This is a genomic window from Actinoallomurus acaciae (assembly GCF_042429965.1).
GTDB classification, from domain to species: Bacteria; Actinomycetota; Actinomycetes; order Streptosporangiales; family Streptosporangiaceae; genus Actinoallomurus; species Actinoallomurus acaciae.
In genome coordinates this window covers 13,763-31,711 of record NZ_JBHLZP010000135.1, presented here as the reverse complement: position 1 = coordinate 31,711, position 17,949 = coordinate 13,763, and the positions used below count along the sequence as shown (strand labels likewise).

14 protein-coding genes, 1 tRNA gene and 2 pseudogenes are annotated in these 17,949 nt (G+C 71.3%); 11 read left to right on the top strand and 6 right to left on the bottom strand.

Features of this window, described 5'->3' with window-relative positions; genetic code table 11:
* The 3 genes and pseudogenes from ACFFNX_RS19570 to ACFFNX_RS19560 all read left to right on the top strand — a co-directional run.
* Positions 1-370 (top strand): annotated as a pseudogene (locus tag ACFFNX_RS19570) (hypothetical protein); the annotation flags it as partial.
* Between the two features lie 68 nt (positions 371-438).
* Positions 439-1,755 (top strand): hypothetical protein, encoded by a 1,317-nt coding sequence (locus ACFFNX_RS19565; protein ID WP_378203871.1) that lies wholly within the window; start codon positions 439-441, stop codon positions 1,753-1,755.
* A gap of 24 nt (positions 1,756-1,779) precedes the next feature.
* Positions 1,780-2,121 carry a DUF5313 family protein gene (locus tag ACFFNX_RS19560; protein WP_378203877.1) on the top strand — a complete coding sequence of 114 codons (342 nt, stop codon included), beginning with the start codon at positions 1,780-1,782 and terminating at the stop codon, positions 2,119-2,121.
* A gap of 26 nt (positions 2,122-2,147) precedes the next feature.
* On the opposite strand, the gene ACFFNX_RS19555 is transcribed toward ACFFNX_RS19560, so the two are convergent.
* Both ACFFNX_RS19555 and ACFFNX_RS19550 read right to left on the bottom strand, forming a co-directional pair.
* Positions 2,148-2,393 carry a hypothetical protein gene (locus ACFFNX_RS19555; RefSeq protein ID WP_378203869.1) on the bottom strand — a complete coding sequence of 82 codons (246 nt, stop codon included), beginning with the start codon at positions 2,391-2,393 and terminating at the stop codon, positions 2,148-2,150.
* A gap of 44 nt (positions 2,394-2,437) precedes the next feature.
* Positions 2,438-5,965 (bottom strand): DUF6531 domain-containing protein, encoded by a 3,528-nt coding sequence (locus tag ACFFNX_RS19550; protein ID WP_378203866.1) that lies wholly within the window; start codon positions 5,963-5,965, stop codon positions 2,438-2,440.
* 321 nt (positions 5,966-6,286) lie between these two features.
* Here ACFFNX_RS19550 and ACFFNX_RS19545 point away from each other — a divergent pair, with 321 nt between their 5' ends.
* On the top strand, positions 6,287-7,570 hold the full coding sequence (locus tag ACFFNX_RS19545) for a serine hydrolase domain-containing protein (protein WP_378203863.1): 1,284 nt from the start codon (positions 6,287-6,289) through the stop codon (positions 7,568-7,570).
* 141 nt (positions 7,571-7,711) lie between these two features.
* Here ACFFNX_RS19545 and ACFFNX_RS19540 read toward each other — a convergent pair whose 3' ends face one another.
* Positions 7,712-9,100: an NAD(P)H-quinone dehydrogenase gene (locus ACFFNX_RS19540; protein WP_378203860.1), complete on the bottom strand. Its 1,389-nt coding sequence runs from the start codon at positions 9,098-9,100 to the stop codon at positions 7,712-7,714.
* A 70-nt stretch (positions 9,101-9,170) separates the two neighbouring features.
* On the opposite strand from ACFFNX_RS19540, the gene ACFFNX_RS19535 reads away from it, so the two are divergent.
* The 6 genes from ACFFNX_RS19535 to ACFFNX_RS19510 all read left to right on the top strand — a co-directional run bounded on the left by ACFFNX_RS19535 (position 9,171) and on the right by ACFFNX_RS19510 (position 14,549).
* Positions 9,171-9,623, top strand: coding sequence for a gamma-glutamylcyclotransferase family protein (locus ACFFNX_RS19535; RefSeq protein WP_378203857.1), 453 nt, complete (start codon positions 9,171-9,173; stop codon positions 9,621-9,623).
* A 263-nt stretch (positions 9,624-9,886) separates the two neighbouring features.
* Entirely contained in the window at positions 9,887-10,687 is an 801-nt protein-coding gene (locus tag ACFFNX_RS19530; RefSeq protein ID WP_378203854.1) for a purine-nucleoside phosphorylase, read from the top strand.
* Positions 10,688-10,698: 11 nt separating this feature from the next.
* Positions 10,699-12,348, top strand: coding sequence for a phospho-sugar mutase (locus ACFFNX_RS19525; protein WP_378203851.1), 1,650 nt, complete (start codon positions 10,699-10,701; stop codon positions 12,346-12,348).
* Between the two features lie 124 nt (positions 12,349-12,472).
* The gene (locus ACFFNX_RS19520) at positions 12,473-13,696 is read left to right on the top strand and encodes a sensor histidine kinase (RefSeq protein ID WP_378203848.1); all 1,224 of its coding nucleotides are present in this window, start codon (positions 12,473-12,475) and stop codon (positions 13,694-13,696) included.
* 112 nt (positions 13,697-13,808) lie between these two features.
* Positions 13,809-14,450 (top strand): response regulator, encoded by a 642-nt coding sequence (locus ACFFNX_RS19515; protein ID WP_378203845.1) that lies wholly within the window; start codon positions 13,809-13,811, stop codon positions 14,448-14,450.
* Positions 14,451-14,473: 23 nt separating this feature from the next.
* Positions 14,474-14,549: transfer RNA gene (locus ACFFNX_RS19510), tRNA-Gly, on the top strand.
* Positions 14,550-14,576: 27 nt separating this feature from the next.
* On the opposite strand, the gene ACFFNX_RS19505 is transcribed toward ACFFNX_RS19510, so the two are convergent.
* The 3 genes from ACFFNX_RS19505 to ACFFNX_RS19495 all read right to left on the bottom strand — a co-directional run bounded on the left by ACFFNX_RS19505 (position 14,577) and on the right by ACFFNX_RS19495 (position 17,050).
* Entirely contained in the window at positions 14,577-15,191 is a 615-nt protein-coding gene (locus tag ACFFNX_RS19505) for a PH domain-containing protein (RefSeq protein ID WP_378203842.1), read from the bottom strand.
* Entirely contained in the window at positions 15,188-16,294 is a 1,107-nt protein-coding gene (locus ACFFNX_RS19500) for an adenosine deaminase (RefSeq protein ID WP_378203839.1), read from the bottom strand. The genes ACFFNX_RS19505 and ACFFNX_RS19500 overlap by 4 nt, the downstream gene beginning before the upstream one ends.
* A 303-nt stretch (positions 16,295-16,597) precedes the next feature.
* On the bottom strand, positions 16,598-17,050 hold the full coding sequence (locus ACFFNX_RS19495) for an NUDIX hydrolase (protein ID WP_378203836.1): 453 nt from the start codon (positions 17,048-17,050) through the stop codon (positions 16,598-16,600).
* A 29-nt stretch (positions 17,051-17,079) separates the two neighbouring features.
* Here ACFFNX_RS19495 and ACFFNX_RS19490 point away from each other — a divergent pair.
* A pseudogene (locus tag ACFFNX_RS19490) lies at positions 17,080-17,532 on the top strand (RNA polymerase sigma factor); the annotation flags it as partial.
* Between the last annotated feature and the right edge of the window lie 417 nt (positions 17,533-17,949).

The following is a 17,949-nucleotide window of genomic DNA, read 5'->3' as shown; positions in this document are numbered from 1 at the left end:
CGACACGGCCCGTACGGTGCCGGACCTGGCGGGCGTGCTGGTGCTCATCGACATGGGACACGACGCGTCGGAGGCGGCCCGCGGCGGGCCGGGGCCCACGCCGCTGTGCTTCTTCAACCCGCTCCACGGCGACGGGCCGGTGTCGGTGCGGTGGCGCGCGGTGGGCGGCCGCGAGCGGATCACGGTGCGCGCCTGCGCCGCCTGCGCGAAGGCCGTACGGGCGCGGGAGGCCCCCGACGTGCTGCGAGATGGCGCGACTCCCTACTACGAGGTGGATCCCGCGCGTAGCGTCTGGGCTACAACCGGCTACGGTCAGTTCAGGGGGGACCTCGTGCAGCGCGTACTGCGCGGTGACCTTGACCGCCGCTGATCGGAACCGACCCGCACGCTCGTCCGTCATAGTAAAACAAAGGCAAAAACTGCTCACCTGAAGGCCTCATGAAGATACGCCGTCTAACGATCTCCGCCGCACTGGCCGTGGTCGTCGCCCTGCTCTTCGGACTCGCGTCCCCGGCCGGCGCGGATCCGTTCAACAGCGTCGTGCAGGGGCTGAAGTCCCAGCGGTTCTACCTGTCCCAGGACGCCGGCGCGACGCTGTCCTCCTCGGACCGGCAGGCCGTGGTCAGCGCTCTGAAGGACGACGACTCCACGATCCGGATCGCGGTCGTCAAGACCGAGCGCGTCAGCGCGAACGGCCTCACCCAGCTCGACCGCGCCCTGGGCCGCAAGGGCACGCTGATCCTGCTCGACGGCCGGGGCTCCAAGGTGATCGCCGGATCCCACGAGGGTCTGGGCAGCAGCAAGGTCAGCGACCTCGTCGCGCAGGCGCGCGGGCAATCGTCCAACCTCAAGGACCTCCTGCTCAACCTCAACCAGCAGTTCAACAAGGCGATCAAGGACAAGAAGAGCTCCGGCACCGCCGCCGGGCTGGTCCTGCTCGGCGTCCTCGTCATCGTCGTCCTCGCTGCGGTGTTCGGGATCTTCTTCGTCTCCCGCCGGCGCAAGCGGCGCAAGGAACAGGAGATGGCCGAGCTCAAGGAGAGCGTGTACGAGGACGTCACGCGGCTCGGTGAGGACATCTCCGCGCTCAACCTCAACGTCATGGACCCCGATCTCGACCCGGCGGCCAGGGACGACTACCAGAAGGCGCTGAACTCCTACGACCAGTCCAAGTCCGCGGTCGACGCGGCCAAGCGGCCCGAGGACATGCGCAACGTCACCACGGCGCTGGAGGACGGCCGTTACTTCATGACCGCCGTACGCGCCCGGCTCGACGGGCGGCCGGTGCCCGAGCGGCGGGCGCCCTGCTTCTTCAACCCGCAGCACGGCCCCTCGGTCCAGGACGTCTCCTGGGCGCCGCCGGGCGGCGCGCCGCGCTCGGTGCCCGCGTGCGCGGACGACGCCCAGCGGGTGCTGTCCGGCCAGACTCCGGACGCGCGCATGGTGACCGTCGGCGGCTACCAGCGGCCCTACTGGGACGCCGGCCCGATGTACGCGCCGTACGCCGGGGGCTATTACTCCGGCTTCGGCGGGGGTGACATGCTGAGTGGTCTGCTGATCGGCACGGCGCTCGGCTCGATCTTCAGCGGCGGCCTCGGCGGTGGCTGGGGAGGCGGCTGGGGTGGTGGCGGCTTCGACGGTGGCTCCGGCGACGTCGGCGGCGGCGACAGCGGCTTCGACATCGGCGGCGGCGACTTCGGAGGCTTCGACGGTGGCGACTTCGGAGGCGGCGACTTCGGTGGGGGCGACTGGTAAGGCACCCGCCGACCGGAGCCGGCCCTGAGCCGGCTGCCCGGTGACCCGGGCCCCCTGCGGCGTCTTCGCTACGCCGCGGGGTTCCGGCTGCCGGAGGAGAACCACGACTGGGTCCGGCACGACCTGACCGACGCGGGGTGGCGCGGCCGCATGCTGGCCCGCCACCTCGCGCTCATGGTGCCGGTGTGCGTGCTGCTGGGCCTGCTGCCCGCGCCATGGGGCATCCGCGTCGCGGTCGGCCTGCTGGCCCTGCTGAGCAGCACCTTCGTCGTAACGGTCAACTCAGGCGACATCCGCCGCGCCCGCCTGCGCCAGCACGGCCTGCCGACCCCCGACGACCCCGACCAGAGCCGTCCTCCCCGCTGACCGGCCGTCCACAGCCTGTGGACAACCTAACGCCGGTCGGGTTCGATCAGTTTCTCCTCGCCATCGGGAGAGCGGACGCTGTACCTGAGCTCCTCGCCGTATCCCTCGGCCCACGCCTCGTAGCCGAACTGGCGGAGGCAGATGACGGCGCCGTACTGCTCGCCCTCGTCCCCGTGTTCCAGGGCGTCGAGGAGAGCCGGAGCGCTTTCCGCGCCGAGACCGCGGCAGGCGTCGAGCCACTGGTCGAACTCCGCGGACGGCGCTGGAGGCACCGGCCGCGATCGCAGGAAATCGCGGGCCGGAGAAGGAGAAGGGCTCATGCTCGGACTCCGATCGCGTGTCTCCCCTGGACCTGGATGTCCGCGAAGTTGGCTCTCTCCAGATACGGTACCCAGGCCGCGCCGCCGACGTTCGACGCGCCCAACTGGACGGTCCCGCCGGGGCGCAGCACCCGGAAGGACTCGTCCGCCACGTTCTGCGGAAAGTCGCCGTGCATGAAGGGCATTTTGTTGCCGACTACGCGATCGAACACCCCGTCGGCGAAGGGGATCCGTTCCATCGATCCGACGACGAGGAGTCCGGTGTCGCGTATCGACGTCTCGGAGCGAAGCGGCGCGATGAGCGTGTTCAGGTTGATCGCGCCCGCCACTTCGCCCTCTCCCCCGAGGTTCAGGACGAGGGGGTTGCCCTCCGTGCAGCTCATCAGGCCGAGCGGGTCGGCGTCGACGGTCGGATCGTGAACGTAGGCGTAGGGGTTCGGCTGCGGTGTCAGGCCGAGCGGATCGGGGCTCTGGTACCGGCCGGTGTCGGGGTCGTAATAGCGGTGGACGTTGTAGCCGAGGCCCGTTTCGGGGTCGTGGTACTGACCGGGAAAACGTAGCGGGCAGTCGACGTCGCCGGTGACGACCGGCTCCGCCGTGCCCCACAACGTCGCCCGCCGCCGCCAGACGATCCTGCCGTCGGCATCCGCGATCTCGGCGGGTGCACCGACCAGATCCGTGACGATGGCATAGAACCGCTCGTCGATCTCCTCTTGCGTCGGCCGGCGTTCGATCTGCGCCAAGGGCCAGGTGCCGTCGTGCACCCAGGTCGTCGCCTGCCCGCCGGTGTGGGTCTCGGCGAGGACGGTGCCGTCCCAGACGAATTCGACCCGTTCGATGATCTCTCCGCGGTCGTTCTGCCGGAGTTTGGCGACACGGCGGCCGAACGGGTCATAGCGGTAGCGCCACCGCGCGCCGTCCGGCGTGACGACCTCGGTGAGCCGGTCATCGCCATCCCACGTGTAACGCCATTCGCGGACCTTGCCGGAGAGCGTACGGCGCCGGCGTCGCGTGACCCGGCCCCGCGCGTCGTGCTCGTAGTGGATGTCGCCGGCTCGGCGGATCAGGGTCCCGGCGTACTCTCGGTCGCCCAGCGAGCCGATGTCGCCGCCGGGCGGTACCGGCCAGACGGCATTGGTGATGTTTCCGGCCTGGTCGTACGTGTAGCGTTCGGTCCAGCCGGGCGTTGACGGGTCGTGTACTCCGGTGACGCGCCCGGCCGGGTCCACGTCGAACTCCCGCGTCCCGTTCAGCAAGTCGCCGACCGCCGTGAGATGACCGTCGGCCCGGTAGCGGTACGAGCGGCGCTGCCGCACCCCGGCCGCCGGGGCGGCTGCGACGTCACCCGGCCCGCCGGAGAAGACCGCCGCCATCGTCTGTTCGATCAACCGGTGATCGCCGTCGAACGCCTGCGTCAGCAGCGTCCCGCCGACGCGGCGCTCGATCTCGCGCCCCATGAGATCGCGTCCGAACACGACCGACCGGCCGGCGGTCGTCATCGTCGCCGGGCGGCCGGCGGCGTCGTAGGACCAGAGCACGTCGGCGCCCGACGGCGTCATGCGTCTCACGCGGCGACCGGCCCGGTCGAACACCGACGTGACGGTGCGGCCGTCGCGGGTCTCAGCCACCACCCGTCCGGCCGGGTCTCGGTCGAAGCGCACGTCGGCGTCGGTGTTGGCGGCGCCCACCAGCCGGCCGGCCGAATCGTAGGAGAAGGTCGCGACGGTCTCCCCGGAGACGGCGGGCCCGCCGAGGACCTGTCGGCGCCTTTCGACGACGTTGCCGAGCCGATCGCGAACGAAACGCGTGGAGTGGGCCGTCCCGTCCGTGCGCTCGACCAGTTGACCGGCCGAATCGCGCCGATAGACGATTTCCCAGCCGTTGAAGTCGCTTTCTCCGACGAGATTTCCGGTCGCGTCATAGCGGTAGCGCCAGCGGAGCCCCTGAGGGTCGGTCACCGACGTCAGCCGCAACTCCGTGTCGTATTCGAATCGCAGCCGCGCCCCGTCCGGGCCGACCTGCGCGATCGGCACGTCGAAGGGACCGTATTCGAGGCTCGTGCCCCGGCCCTCCGCGTCGACGTAGGCGATCAGGTTGCCCTCGCCGTCGTAGCGCCACTGTTCGGCGCCGCCGCCCGGCGACACGCGCGAGACCGGCTTTCCCTCGATGTTCCAGGCGTATCGGGTCTCGCCGCCGACCGGGTCGACCAACGAGACCACCCGTCCGAACGCGTCGCGCCTCAGGGACGTGACGGCGCCGAGCGGATCGACGACCTCGGCGGGCAGTCCGGCCGCGTCGCAGGTGATCAGGGTCGTGTTCCGCAGAGGATCCGTTATGGACGTCAGTCCGCCGCGCGCGTCCCGCCCGTACCGGCTCTCCGCTCCCGTGGGATCGATCGCGGCGATCACGTTCCCCGCCGTGTCGTAGCGGAACCGCCATCGGTCACCGCCGGAACCCGTGATCTCCAGGGGCCGGCTCCGCGCGTCGTAACGCGCGCTGATCCGGCTTCCGTCGGCCCTGACCAGCGTGGTCAGGTTCCCCGCGTCGTCGTGGACGAACCTCGTGGTCCGGCCGAGCGGGTCGGTGCGGGAGAGCAGCCGATCGTGACGGTCCCAGGTGAAGAGCGTCTCCGCACCCAGCGGATTCGTCTCACTGACGATCTGGCCCCGTTCGTTGCATCGGTAGAGCGTGGTGTGACCGAGCGAGTCGGTCACCGACGTGGTGCGATCCCGCTCCCCGTAGCGCAGCGTCACCGCGAGAAACCCGTCCGGCGCACTCCCTCGGACGGCGCGCCCGCGCTCGTCGTACGAGTAGTGGTACCGATGGCCGTTGCGGTCGGCCCATCCCGTCAGCCGGGCGTTCTCGTCGTAGGAGAAGCGGAGCGGCAGACCGGAGGAGTTCACGACCTCGGCGAGATCGCCGGTCTCGTCGTATCCGTAGCGAACCAGCGTGATCCCGTCGCTGGCCGAGCCGCCACGACCCGTGACGAGTCGCAACGCCCGCACCCGGCCCTCATGAACGCCCACCGCGATGCGGTATCCGCAGGAGTGCGCCAGCGCCGTGGGCGTCCCGGAGCCGTCGCGTTCGAACTCGATCCGGTTCCCGTTGCGGTCCGATATCGCGGAGACGGGCAGCACGCCGACACCGTCGCCCGTCGCTGCGAAGTGCCAGGTCCGCCCGGTTCTCGGATCGCTGATCGTGTACGTGCCATCGGGAGTGAGCCGCAACGGCCGGCACGGCCCCGCATCCGGCAGGACCGGCGCGCCGGGCGTCTCCGGCCGGAGATAGGTGACGATCGTTCCGTCCGCGTCCGCGAACCACGCCCTCGTCCGCCCGATCTCCAGACGCTGGTCCAGGGTGGAGGCCCACGACCGTCCGAACCATCCCCCGGCCCGGTAGGACGACAGATGCGTTCGCTCGACCGTCAGCGGCAGGATTCCGGCAAGTTCGACATCGGGCTGGCGGAGTACCACCTCGCCCGAGGCGACATCGATCGGATCCTTGGTGAGGGTCCGACGGTCCACAGATCGTGACGGCAGCCCGCCGACCGCATCCGCCAATGACCGAGGGCCCGCTTCGGCGGACCGTCGCCCGGTCAGGTCCGCGGAGTCACGCACCATGCCCGGAGGAACATGAAAGTGCTTCGTAGCGGCCCCGAAAAGCCCTACAGCCGCCTTTTCTCCGGCTTCTCCCGCCATTCCCACGTAATGACCTTAGTGTCCTGCGCCTGAAATCCGTCGGCAGAGGCTTCGATGGCCCGGGTTCTGCTTCTTTGCGACTCCCTGCACCCCGTTGCCCTTAAGGTATGGATCGTCCGCAGTTAATGATCAAACTTTGGGGGACGCGTGGCACCACTGACCAGGAGGAACTTCGGCAAGGCGGCCGGGCTGGCAGGAGTCGGCGTGGCGGCGCCGGCGCTCCTGGCGGGTTGTTCCTCGGGCCAGACCAAGCTGGTCCGTCAGGCGGCCGGGACGGCGGCCACGCGCTCATGGCGCACGTCGGGAACGGCGCTGGCCGGGTTGAGCGGTTTCGACACGACGGTGAAGAGCTTCATGCAGGCGCGGAACATCCCGTGCGGGCAGCTCGCGGTCGTTCGTAAGGGCAAGCTCGTCCTGTCCCGCGGCTACACCTGGAGCGACGACGCGGGCCTCACGACCCAGCCCACCTCCCTGTTCCGCATCGCCAGCATCTCCAAGCCGGTGACCGCGACGGCCGTGCTCCGGCTCGTCCAGGACGGGAAGCTGAAACTCACCGACCAGGTCGCGACGCTGCTCGGGCTGTCGACCACGGCCGACGCGCGGCTGAAGGATGTGACGGTGCTGCGGCTGCTCCAGCACCTCGGCGGCTGGGACCGCGACATCTCCCCCGACCCGATGTTCCAGGACGCGACGATCGCGCAGGCGCTCGGCATCGCCCTGCCGATCAAGCAGGCCGACATCATGCGCTACGAGTCGACGCGCAAGCTCGACCACGCACCCGGGACGACGTACGCCTACTCCAACTACGGGTTCATGCTGCTCGGCCGGATCATCGAGAAGGTCACCGGGCAGAGCTACGCGACCTACGTCCAGCAGACGGTGCTGACGCCGCGCGGCATCACGAGGATGCGCCAGGGCCACACGCTCACCGCGGCGAGCGGCGAGGTCCCCTACTCCTCGATCTACACCGCCCCCACCGTGTTCGACAACACCGGCAAGACGGTGCCCACCCAGTACGGCGGGTTCAACCTGGAGAACATGGACTCCCACGGCGGATGGCTCGCCACCGCCATGGACCTGACCCGCCTCGCGGGGATCTACGACGGCGGTACGAGCGTGTTGAACGCGACCTCGATCCAGCAGGCGTTCGCCAAGCCCGCGACCGGGGTCAACAGCAACGGCTGGTACTACGGGTGCGGCTGGATGGTGCGGCCGGTCACCGGCGGCATGAACACCTGGCACGACGGGAGCCTGGCCGGCACCAGCACGCTCATGGTCCGCCGGTACGACGGGCTGTCGTGGGCGGTGCTGTTCGACCAGCGGCAGGAGGGCAGCGCGCCGAGCTACTCCGACATCGACCCCGCGTTGCACACCGCCGCGGACGCGGTGAAGACCTGGCCCACCGGCGATCTCACGTCGACGTACTTCTGATCGCGGGCCCGCGCGTCGCCGGCCGGGTCGCCACGCGGCCCGGCCGATCGCCCGGCGTAACCGCGAGTTCAGGTGCCGAGCCCTCCGCGTCCGCCGGTCTCGGGGAGCGCCTGAGAACTCCCCCTCACCGCGCGGCGGACCTCAGTAGGCCGACTCCTGCATCAGACGGCGGGACGCCTCCGTGATGCTGCCGGAGACCGAGGGGTACACCGCGAAGGTGTGGGCGACCTGGTCGACCGTCAGGTGCTGCTGGACGGCCATGGACAGGCCCAGGATCAGCTCGCTCGCACGCGGGGCGACGATCACTCCGCCCAGCACGATGCTCGTCGCCGGGCGGCAGAACAGCTTCACGAAGCCGTCGAGGAAGCCCTGCATCTTCGCCCGCGGGTTGGTCGACAGCGGCAGCTTCACGATGCGCGCCGGGACCTCGCCCGAGTCGATCTGCGCCTGTGTGACGCCGACCGCGGCGACCTCCGGGTCGGTGAAGATGTTCGCGGCCACCCAGCCGAGCTTCAGCGGCTGCACCGCCTCGCCGAGGGCGTGCCACATGGCGATCCGGCCCTGCATCGCGGCGACCGAGGCGAGCATCAGGACGCCGGTGCAGTCGCCCGCGGCGTACACGTGGGCCGCCGACGTGCGGGAGACCTTGTCGACCTGGACGAAGCCGCGCTCGTCGAGGCGTACGCCGGCCTCCTCCAGGCCCAGGCCCTTGGTGTTGGGGACCATGCCGACCGTCATGAGGCAGTGCGAACCCCGGACCGTACGGCCGTCGGTCAGCGTCACCTCGACGCCGTCGCCGACGCGGCGGACGCCCGCCGCACGCGAACGGGCCAGCAGCTCCATGCCGCGGCGCTGGAAGACGTCCTCGAGCACGCGGGCGGCGTCCTCGTCCTCGTTGGGCAGCACGTGGTCACGCGAGGAGACGAGCGTCACACGCGACCCGAGAGCGAGGTACGCGCCGGCGAACTCGGCGCCGGTCACACCGGAACCGACCACGATCAGGTGCTCGGGCAGCTCCGGCAGCTCGTACAGCTGGCGCCAGTTGAGGATGCGCTCGCCGTCGGGCTCGGACCCCGGCAGCACGCGCGGGGTCGCTCCCGTGGCGATGAGGACGACGTCGGCCTGGATCCGCTCGTCGCCGACGGCGACGATCTGCGGGTCGACGAGGCGGGCGTCGCCGTGGACGATCCGGACGCCTTCGGCGGAGACCCGGTCCTCGATGTCGGCGGACTGCGCCCAGGCGAGCTCGCGGACGCGCTTGTTGACGAGAGGAAGATCGACCTCGAGGCCGCCCACGATGCCGTCGCCGCCGCCGGAGAACCGGACGCCCAGCGAGGCGGACTCCGAGAGGGTCGCCATGCGGGTGGAGGTCGCGATGAGGGTCTTGGAGGGCACACAGTCGGTCAGCACGCAAGCACCGCCGGGGCCGTCGCGTTCGACGACGGTCACGTCCGCGCCGAGCTGCGCGGCGACGAGCGCGGCCTCGTAGCCGCCCGGGCCCCCTCCGATGATGGCTATGCGTGTACTCACATGCTTCATTCTCCCGCACTCCGGGAGTTAACGTGCCGCCACGCCCGTCCAGGCCGTACGCTGGGCGACCGTGGCCTTGTATGCGGCGTACGCCTCCAATATGGATCCCGACCAGATGGCGGAGCGGGCTCCGCACTCGCCCCTGCGCACCACCGGCTGGTTGCAGGACTGGCGGCTGACCTTCGGAGGAGAGAACGTCGGCTTCGAGGGCGCCCTCGCCACCGTGGTCGAGGCCGCCGGTGAGCACGTCTTCGTGGTGCTCTACGACGTGCCGGAGTTCGACGAGCAGGCGCTGGACGAGTGGGAGGGCGCCGCGCTCGGCGTCTACCGCAAGATCCGCGTACGGATCGCCACGCTCGACGGCGACGCGCTCGCGTGGCTCTACGTCCTCGACGACTACGAGGGCGGCCTGCCCTCGGCCCGCTACCTGGGCATTCTCGCCGACGCGGCGGAGAAGGCCGGGGCGCCGGACGACTACGTCAAAGAGCTGCGCACCCGGCCCTGCAAGTCCCTCGGCGACTGATCGGAATCGGGTCGGTCCAGGGCGGTCCCGGCGGCTTTGACCACGCCCCGTCCCGAGGCCGGAGGCCCCGGTGGGCACTGGTCCGGTGCGGGAGGCCCCGTCGGAGGCGATCACGCCCAGACCACCTCCAACGGCGCGTCCATTATCTTTGGCCGGACACAGACGGCCGCCGCTTGCGCCGCCGCGACCTGTATCGGCGGGCACGTCCGGCGAAGAGGTCCACGAACGCGGTGTGCCGGTGCCGTGGAAAAGGAGCGAAATCGGTGAGCAACGACGCCTACGACCTCGCCCGCTGGGCGGCCGACGGGCTGCGCCGGCACATCCCCGCCGACACGTTCGACGTCGCCCTCGTCATGGGCTCGGGCTGGGTTCCCGCCGCCGACGCGCTGGGCTCTCCCGCGGCCGAGGTGAACATGACCGAGCTGCCCGGGTTCGCGCCACCGGCGGTGCCGGGCCACCATGGCCGGATCCGGCTCGTGGAGATCGGCGGTAGGACCGCCCTGATCTTCCTCGGCCGCACGCACCTGTACGAGGGCCACGGGCCCGCGGCGGCCGTCCACGGGGTCCGTACCGCCCTCGCGGCGGGCGTGAGGACGGTCGTGCTGACCAACGCGGCGGGAGGCCTGCGGCCCGAACGGCAGGAGGTCGGCGACCCGGTGCTCATCTCCGACCACCTCAACCTCACCGGCCACAACCCCATCACCGGCCCGAACTTCATCGACCTCACCGACGCCTACTCGCCCGCCCTGCGGACCCTGGCCAAGGAGATCGACCCCGGCCTGGACGAGGGCGTGTACGCCGCGCTGCCGGGCCCCTCGTACGAGACGCCGGCCGAGATCCGGATGCTGCGGACGCTCGGCGCGGACCTGGTCGGCATGTCGACCGTCCCGGAGACGATCGCGGCGCGGGAGGGCGGCGCGTCGGTCCTGGGGATCTCGCTCGTGACCAACATCGCCGCCGGGCTCGCGGGCAAGCCGCTGGACCACGCGGAGGTCCTGGCCGCCGGCCGGGCCTCCGCGGCCCGCATGGGCGAACTGCTCGGGAAGCTCATCCCGGGGCTGTGAGGGGGACGTACGTGAGCGAGCACAGGGCGCGGGCCGAGGCGTGGCTGGACCAGGACCCCGACCCGGAGACGCGAGCGGAGCTGCGGGCCCTGCTCGATGACCCGGCGGCGCTGTCCGAGCGGTTCGGGGCGAAGCTGGAGTTCGGCACGGCGGGGCTCCGGGGCGAGCTGGGCGCCGGCCCGAACCGCATGAACCGCGTGACGGTCATGCGCGCCGCGGCGGGCCTGGCCTCGGTGCTGACCGCACGCGATGATCTCCAGGAGTCCGACGGCGGCGTCTCGGTCGTGATCGGCTACGACGCACGGCACAAGTCCGACGTGTTCGCCGAGGACTCCGCGGCCGTGCTGACGGGCGCGGGGATCACGGTGCACCTGATGCCCCGGCCGCTGCCCACGCCGGTCCTCGCGTACGCCGTGCGCCATCTGGGCTGCGCCGCCGGGATCATGGTCACGGCCAGCCACAACCCGCCGCGGGACAACGGTTACAAGGTCTACTGGGAGGACGGCGCGCAGATCATCCCGCCGCTCGACCAGGAGATCTCCACGGCGATCGACGCGGTCGGCCGGGTGGACGAACTGCCGCAGGGCGCCGGCTGGCGGGTGCTGGACGAGGCGATCCTGGAGGCGTACCTGCGGTCGCTGGCCCGGCTGCCGCTCGGGACGTCGCGCGACGTGACGGCCGCGTACACGCCTCTGCACGGCGTGGGCGGCCTGGTGCTGGCCCGGGCGTTCGCCTGGTGCGGCTTCCCGGAGCCGGACGTCGTCGCCGAGCAGGCCGTCCCCGACCCGGACTTCCCGACCGTGGCCTTCCCGAACCCGGAGGAGCCCGGCGCCATGGACCTGGCGCTCGCCCTCGGCAAGGGCCGCGACCTGGTGATCGCCAACGACCCGGACGCCGACCGGTGCGCGGTCGCGGCCGGCGGGCGGATGCTGACCGGAGACGAGGTCGGCGGCCTGCTCGCGGAGTACGTCCTGCGGCACACCGACGGGGCCGACCGGCTCGTGGCCACGACGATCGTGTCCTCGTCCCTGCTGCGCGCGATCGCGGCCGAGCACGGCGTCCGGTACGCCGAGACCCTGACCGGCTTCAAATGGATCATGAAGGCCGGCACCGACGACGGGGTGCGGCGCGACCGGCTCGTCTACGGGTACGAGGAGGCGCTGGGCTACTCGGTCGGCGGCGACGACGGCGTGCCCGTACGCGACAAGGACGGCGTCGGCGCGGCCCTCACGGTGGCCGCGATGGCCGCCTCGGCCAAGGAGTCGGGCCGTACGCTCCTGGACCTGCTGGACGACCAGGCGCGGCGGTACGGCCTGCACGCGACGGCACAGCTGTCCGTGCGGGTGGAGGACCTGTCGGTCATCGCGGACGCGATGGTACGGCTGCGGGAGTCACCGCCGGACGAACTCGCGGGCCGTACGGTCACCGAGGTCGACGACCTGGCGGAGGGACTCGACGGCCTGCCACCGGCGGACGTGATGCGGCTGCGCCTGTCCGGCGGCGGCCGCGTGATCGTCCGGCCGTCGGGCACCGAGCCGAAGCTCAAGTGCTACCTGGAGGTCGTCGTCCCGGTGACGTCCTCGGTGGAGGAGGCCCGTGCGAAGGCCGCCGAGGACCTGACCGCCCTCCGCGAGGCCGTGGCGGACGCGCTGGGCCTTTGAGCCGTCTCGCGGACCCCGGGCCTGCCGGGACATCCGCGCAGGCCAGCGGCTGATACTCCCGGCTAGCCGAGCGTCGACTTTGGTCGCTACCCGCCGCCCGGCGGCCCGCATACCGTAGGGGACCATGAGCGGCACCGAGGCTCCCCGGCCGGACTACCCCTGGCTGCTTCCCGCGTTGCTGGCGGGCGGCGGCGAGGACCGGGTGCGCCGGTCCGCCCGCGACTGGGTGATCGACGTCCTCTGCTTCCTGCTGGCCTCCGGTTTCGGCGCGTTCATGCTGTACGTCACCGGGCACGGCCCGCACCCGGCCCACCATCCGCCGCGGTTGCCCGACGTCGTCGCCGGCGTGGTGGCGTGTCTGCTCCTCTGGTGGCGCCGGCGCTGGCCGGTGCCGATCGCGTTCGGCCTCGCCCTGCTGGGAGCCGTCTCGGTGACCTCGACCGGCGCGGCAGCCATCCTCGTGTTCACCGTCGCCGTCCACCGGCGGTTCCGTACGGTCGCGCTCGTCGCCGCCGCGCACGTCGCCAGCGGCGCGGTCTACTCGGCGTTCTATCCCGATCCGAGAGAGTCGTACTGGGTCGGCCTCCTGTGGACGCTCATCGTCATCGGCGCCGTCGTCGCGTGGGGCATGTTCGTCCGTGCGCGACGGCAGCTCGTGCTCTCGCTGCGTGACCGCGCGGTACGGGCCGAGTCCGAGCAGCAGCTCCGCGTCGAACAGGCCCGCCACCAGGAGCGCGCCCGCATCGCACGGGAGATGCACGACGTGCTCGCCCACCGGATCTCGCTGCTCAGCGTGCACGCGGGCGCGCTGGAGTTCCGCCCCGACGCGCCTTCGGAGGAGATCGCGCAGGCGGCCGGGGTGATCCGGGCCAGCGCGCACCAGGCGCTCCAGGACCTGCGGGAGGTGATCGGCGTCCTCCGCGACGACGCGAACGACGGCGCGCCCGAACGCCCCCAGCCCAGCCTCACCGACCTGCCCGCCCTGATCGACGAGTCACGCCGCGCCGGCATGGCGGTCCGCTGGGAGAACCGCATCCGCGACGTGACGAAGGTGCCGGCCAACATCGGCCGCAGCGCGTACCGCACGGTGCAGGAGGGACTGACCAACGCCCGCAAGCACGCGCCCGGCGCGGCCGTCCAGGTGATGGTGGACGGATCGGCCGGCACGGGACTGACGGTCGAGGTGCGCAACCCGCTGGTGAAGGCCGCCCCGGAGATCCCGGGCGCGGGCGCGGGCCTGATCGGCCTCACCGAACGCGCGACGCTGGCCGGCGGCCGCCTCGAACACGGCCGTACGCGCCAGGGCGACTTCCGCGTCCGCGCCTGGCTCCCCTGGCCCGCCGCCTGACTCATTGAACGGCGCCCGGCCAGGTCGTCCCACCTGTCCGTTACGCAACGGCCGTCGCCCGGGATGGGGCGAAAGGGGCTGATCGGCCGCGTTCACGGCTAGTCTGTGCGGCGTGACCATCCGCGTTCTGATCGTTGACGATGACGCCCTGGTCCGTACGGGACTGTCGATGATGCTCGCCGGGGCCGAGGATCTGCAGATCGTCGGCGAGGCCGACGACGGCGACCAGGTCGGCGGGCTGGTGGCCGAGCACGCGCCCGATGTGGTGCTCATGGACATCCGGATGCCGAGGACGGACGGGCTGACCGCCACCGAGCAGGTACGGCGCCACGACGGCGCGCCGGAGGTCATCATCTTGACCACGTTCGACGCGGACGAGCACGTCGTACGGGCGCTGCGGGCGGGCGCCGGCGGGTTCCTGCTGAAGGACACGCCGCCGGCCGACATCATCAACGCCATCCGCAAGGTCGCGGCCGGCGAGCCGATCCTGTCGCCGAGCGTCACGCGACGGCTGATCGCGCAGGTCACGGAGGTGCGGCGCAGTCCCGCGCTGGCCTTGATGGACCAGCTCAGCGAGCGGGAGCGCGAGGTCGTGGTCGCCATCGGGCAGGGCAAGTCGAACGCGCAGATCGGCGCCGACCTCTACATGAGCGTCGCGACGGTCAAGGCGCACGTCTCCCGGCTGCTCACCAAGCTCGATCTGAACAACAGGGTTCAGGTCGCCCTGCTCGCCCATGACGCCGGACTCGTCTGAGGATCCGGTATTCTTACGGAGACGCGGACGTGGCTCAGTTGGTAGAGCATCACCTTGCCAAGGTGAGGGTCGCGGGTTCGAATCCCGTCGTCCGCTCCATTTCGGACAACATCGGCCCGATGCGGCCTACACCGACGCGATGACGATGGTCACCACCGTCAGGATCCCCGGCGCTGCCAGTGCGATGATCGCGGGCCACGCCCACGTCGACGTCACCGTGGCCGGTGTGCCCGGGTCCTCCTTGTGCCCGGCGGCGAGCTCGCGAAGCTGCTCGACCGCGAAGTCGGTCGCGGTACGGCCGCGCATGTACTCGGCGACGGCCTCGGGCAGCTTCTTGTCCTCGCGCCGGGCCTTCAGCTCGGACTTGGCGCGTGCGCGGGGCGAGGTCTGCAGCACGAAGGCGCGGCGCCGCTCCTCGCCGACGTACGCGTAGACCGCGTCGCCGCCCTCGAAGCGGTCGATCGCCTCCCAGGGCAGGCGGACGTCGCGCAGCAGGTTGTGGAAGCGGACGGCCTCCTCATCGGCGACGATGCGCGGCCGCAGGGCGACCGCGTAGGCGATGCCGCAGCCCAGCAGCATGACCGCGGCGGCCACCACCGACGCGATGTCGCGGCCCCGCCAGGCGAGGTCGGCGAGGTTGAGGACGGCGAAGACCATCCAGGCCCAGCCGCAGAACCGGATGCCGCCGGACCGGAACGTACGGGCGCCGGGCGCCGTCTTGGGGAACACGCCGGCGCTCATGGGTGCGAACGCCACTTCAGCTGCGCGAAGCCGGGTTTGATGACGCCGTTGATGAGCTCCAGCCTTTCGTCGAAGCCGATGAAGGCCGACTTCATGGCGTTGACCGTGAACCACTGCAGGTCGTCCCAGCCGTAGTCGAACGCCTCGACCAGCTTGGCGAACTCCTCCGACAGCGTGGTGCCGCTCATCAGCCGGTTGTCGGTGTTGACCGTCACGCGGAAGTAGAGACGCCGCAGCGGCCCGATGGGGTGGGCGGCGATCGACTTGGCGGCTCCGGTCTGCACGTTGGAGCTGGGGCACATCTCCAGCGGAATGCGCTTGTCGCGCACGTACGCGGCGAGCCGGCCGAGCCGTGGCCGCTCGCCGTCGCGGTCGGTGATGTCGTCGATGATGCGGACGCCGTGGCCGAGCCGGTCGGCGCCGCACCACTGGATGGCCTGCCAGATCGACGGAAGCCCGAACGCCTCACCCGCGTGGATGGTGAAGTGGGCGTTCTCGCGCTGGAGGTACTCGAAGGCGTCGAGGTGCCGGGTGGGCGGGTATCCCGCCTCCGCGCCGGCGATGTCGAAGCCGACCACCCCGGCGTCGCGGTAGCGGACCGCGAGCTCGGCGATCTCCATGCTGCGCGCCTGATGCCGCATGGCGGTCAGCAGTGTGCCGACGCGGATGCCGAAGTCGCGTCCGCCGTCGGCGAAGCCCTTGAGCACGGCCTCGACGACCTGCTCCAGCGACAGCCCGCGCGCCCCGTCTCCGCCCACGCCGCGCGTGTGCTGCTCGGGGGCGTAGCGGACCTCGGCGTACACGACGCCGTCGCGCGCCAGGTCCTCGGCGCACTCGTACGCGACCCGGGTCAGCGCCTCTGCGGTCTGCATCACGCCGACCGTGTGGTCGAAGGTCTCCAGGTAGCGCTCCAGCGAGCCGGAGTCGGACGCCTCGGCGAACCAGGTGCGCAGGTCGTCCGGGTCGGTGGCGGGGAGCCCGTCATAGCCCGTCTCACGGGCGAGTTCGGCGATGGTCGCCGGGCGCAGCCCCCCGTCAAGGTGATCGTGGAGCAGCACCTTGGGGGCCCGCCGGATGTCATCGAGCGAAGGCCGGTTGGTCACGTGTCGCACATTACCCGCAGGCAGGCCGGATGGGCGCCGATCAGTATCCCCGCCGGCGACGCCGGCCGGCGGGCATCACGCCCGGAGGCCCCGGGGCCGGGGGCATCGCCGCCTTCGTCCACAGGTACGGGCGCGGGTTGTTGATGACCGGAAGCCTGGGGAAAGCCGCGCGATAGACGTGGATACCAGGCCAAACAGCCGCATCCCGCCTCCTCGACCGCTCTCCCGTGCGGCGGGTTATCCACAGACTGTGGAGTCGCCTGTCCCCCGCCGCGCCGACCCGGAGGCCGAGTTGTCCACAGGTCACCGACGATCGCCGCTCGACGTCCTCCAGCGGGGGTCGACATGCCCCAGCCACGCGTCTTGATCGTCCGCCAGCGGTCGTTCGAGCGGCAGTGGCAGGAAACGGCAGGCGAACGTCAGACCGGCGTCGTCTCCGCCGCCACCGACGGTGTGGTGCCATGCGTCGGCCGTGGCCGCGGGCGCCTGAAGGTGGAAGTAGGTGGTCCTGCGCGGCCGGCGGGTGTCGGGATGGGGCTTGTTCTCCACGAGGATCGGCCTGATCACCGCGGTGGTGAGCAGGCCGGTCTCCTCGGCGACCTCGCGCAGCACGGCCTGCTCCGGCTCCTCACCGGGACGGACGCCGCCCGCGGGCACCTGAGTGCCCGCCTGCGGCAGGCCGACGTGGTCGAAGACGAGGAGCTCGGAGACGGAGCGCTGCCTGATCACGTACGCGGCGACGCGGAAACGGGTCACCCGCGCATTCTCCCAACGGCGACGTCGGGATGCCATCTGGCATCTTCGGCGTGAGGCTGAAAGATCCGGCGGTCGTGCGGACATGTGGTGTAGTCCTCGGGTACGTGCTGCGGCGATGTCACTCTCCTGACGACGCCGCCGACGTGGTGGCCGAGACGTTCACCATCGCCTGGCGCCGGGCGGGCGAACTGCCGCCCCGTGACGAGGTCCGCCTTTGGCTGTACGGGGTGGCGCGCCGGGCGCTGGCCAACCACCTGCGCGGTGAGCGACGGCACTTGATCAAGACGGCGATGCCGCACGACGAGTTGGCGGCCGCACCGCCGGCCGCACCGGCCCCGCTGGAGAACACGGCGGTCGCGCGGGTGTTCGGTGACCTGCCGGACCGCGACCGGGAGTTGCTCGCGCTGGTCGCCTGGGAAGGGCTGGGCAACGCGGAGATCGCCAAGGTCCTCGGCTGCTCACGCAATGCGGTGAGCATCCGTCGGAACGGCGGGCCAGGACGACCCGTCGGTACGGACGGTTCGCGGCCACCGCCGTCGCGGCCACCGCCGTCGCGGCGACCGCGGTGGCCATCGCCGCCGTCGTCGCGTTGGGCTCCGGCGGGCCCGGCCCGATCCGAAGCTACGCGAACGCCGCCGTGGACATTCAGCAACGACGCCTACCGGGTGCGCATCGAGAACGTCTACGCCGACCAGCGCCAGTTCCACGACGCGTTCGCCAAGTTCGGCCTGGATGTGACCCTGGTGATCGTGCCGGTCTCCCCGGGCCGGGAACGCACGATCATCGGCGGCGCCAACACCGGCGAGGGCGGGGCGACGATCGCCACCTCTCTGACCTACCCGCCTCACCAGAACACCCCATGTCCGCTGACGGTGCAGGTCAGCGGCAAAGCGGTACGC